Source organism: Actinoplanes sp. ATCC 53533 (genome assembly GCF_003947245.1).
In genome coordinates this window covers 1-2,121 of sequence record NZ_QHHV01000440.1, presented here as the reverse complement: position 1 = coordinate 2,121, position 2,121 = coordinate 1, and the positions used below count along the sequence as shown (strand labels likewise).

The 2,121-nt window shown below is 67.2% G+C and carries 2 protein-coding genes and 2 pseudogenes; 2 read left to right on the top strand and 2 right to left on the bottom strand.

The window, feature by feature from the left end:
- Both DMB66_RS58840 and DMB66_RS65490 read left to right on the top strand, forming a co-directional pair.
- Positions 1-222: pseudogene (locus DMB66_RS58840) on the top strand (hypothetical protein); the annotation flags it as partial.
- On the top strand, positions 137-559 hold the full coding sequence (locus DMB66_RS65490; RefSeq protein WP_255441667.1) for a hypothetical protein: 423 nt from the start codon (positions 137-139) through the stop codon (positions 557-559). The pseudogene DMB66_RS58840 and the gene DMB66_RS65490, both read left to right, overlap by 86 nt.
- A gap of 288 nt (positions 560-847) precedes the next feature.
- Here the strand turns inward: DMB66_RS65490 and DMB66_RS58830 are convergent, their stop codons facing one another.
- A complete protein-coding gene (locus tag DMB66_RS58830; protein WP_125812590.1) occupies positions 848-1,492 on the bottom strand; it encodes a YdcF family protein in 645 nt (214 codons plus the stop codon).
- Between the two features lie 374 nt (positions 1,493-1,866).
- Positions 1,867-2,121: pseudogene (locus DMB66_RS65080) on the bottom strand (carbon-nitrogen hydrolase family protein); the annotation flags it as partial.

Below are 2,121 nucleotides of genomic sequence, written 5' to 3'. Positions count from 1 at the left end.
CCGTCGATCGTCACCCGGCTGGCGCCCGACCTGACGGTGCGGTCCGAGGCCTCGGTCCCGTCTCTGGACGAGCTGCGCCGTCATGACGACCGGTTCTTCCGCCGTGGGCATACGGGTACCTACCGCGACGAGCTTCCTGCCGATCTGCACGAACTGTTCTGGTCACGACCCGACAACCGGGCCGCCATGGTACTGCTGGGCTACGGGCAGCCGACGATGTGATCGATCGAGGTCGTCCCGGCTCGAGCACCAACGCGGCACCGGCATCGGCGAGGTCGACCGAGCCCTGACTCAACTGATGCGCACCGGCGACCTCGACGGTGTCGCCGGAATCGTGCTCGGATGCTTCGTCAACTTCGAGCAGGACCTCGAGGACGAGACGCTCGGAGGATGGGGCGTCGTCGATGTCCTCCGCGACAGGCTCGGCCGGCTCGGCGTTCCAGTGCTAGGTGGCATCCCGGCCGGTCATAGAAACCACCCGCCCACGATTCCCTTGGGCACGCACGCCACCATCGATACGCGCTCCGGCACCCTCACCGTGAAAGCGGCCGTCTGCTGAGCCGACCGTTCACCCGACGCGCCGAGGCGAGGCGCGGGCGTCTCGCCGGTCGGCGGCGCGCCGATGCGTGCGTGGGATACGCCCCCGGTGAGCTCGCTGTCGGCTTGGGGGGAACGCGAACGTGCGGCGCCGCTCTCACGGCCCAGGATGGGGTTTCCGTGCCTTCGCCTCGAAACCGTCCGGCAGCGGGATCGCGAACCGCTGGCAGAGCGACAGCACGGCACATCGTGACGGTCTGCGTCCCGCGCCGGGTAGCCGGTGTGCCAGCTCACCGCCCACTCCGCCGCCTCACGTCGTTGAGTCGGCGGGCCCCGTGCCGCGGGTCGCGCCCTCAGGCTTCACCCGGGTCCATCCGGCTGCTGTTCTTGACAGCGGCGGCAATTCGCCGCTGCTCAAGAGTTTCGTCAAGTATTCGAACTCGCCGTGGATTCTGGGCTGATCAGAACTCGAGGTCCAGTTGCTCCGGTCATAGTCGCGCCCGTCGACGCGGCCGGGCGGGTTCCAGGTGGCGGCGTAGATACGTTCGACCGTGGGCAGGCCTGCGGCCAGTACGTGAACCTGCCGCCGTTGCCACCATTTCACCACTGCGATCACCGTCCGTACCGACTCGAGGCGCTCTTCGATGAGAGGACGGGCGAAGGCGACGTTCTCCACAGAGGTACGGGAACGTCGTTCCACGAGCATCCGCTCCGGCGCGATTCCCCGCGTCTGGAGCAGGTGCGCGTGCACCTCGCTTTCAACATGATCAGGTTTACGGCGGTTGGGGCCTCCCGTCAGAACGATCAGCGGTGCAAGTCCCGATCGAAAAGCTTCCTCGGCAGGCGAAACGGCAATCGGTAAGGTCGATCCAAAAACGAAGATGAGGTCGACCTTGCCTATTCCTGGCACGGAGGCGTCGACGAAGTCCGCGACCCGATCGTCGGCTATTGACATGCAAATACTTCCAACCTTTCGGCGCCACTAGGCATCTCACGGTGGAGTGCCATCCCAGCATGATGGGGTTTGACTCGCGGCTGCGTCCCGGCTGCAGAAACCTGACACTGCTCGACCGTGCCGGTGAACACCGCGCCGGCCCGTGTCACCCCTCGCCGGGCGGCCTCGTTGGCTCGCTGGGTCGGGGCGATCAGCAGATCCTCGGCAGTGCAGCGAGGAGCAGTTGCGGATCAGCAGCACCACCACCTCCAACGCGAAGCCGTTGCCGCCGCGCTGCCAGCGCGGTGGGAACCGAACCGGCACGGGGCGCATGGTGGAGCCACTGCTCGACCGGCGGACACGCCATCACCACTCCGACTGTCGTCAGCCCGTGGTCAGATCGCGGTGCGGTCGACGCTGCGCGGATCACTCACCTGACGGTCCCGGTAGATCTGTCCGTGCCGGGCCAGCGCTCGCCACGGACGAGCGAGGTTCAGCGCGACATGTAGCTTGCGGATCCTCGCGGTCGAGCTCGGCCACGACGAGATCGCCGGACGGTGCGAGGTCAGCGATCGGGCACCGTTAGGGCCGTCTAACCCGGACGGCACCAGGTGCCCGGTCTGCGCTGGCCCCGACAGCGGCACCCAGAA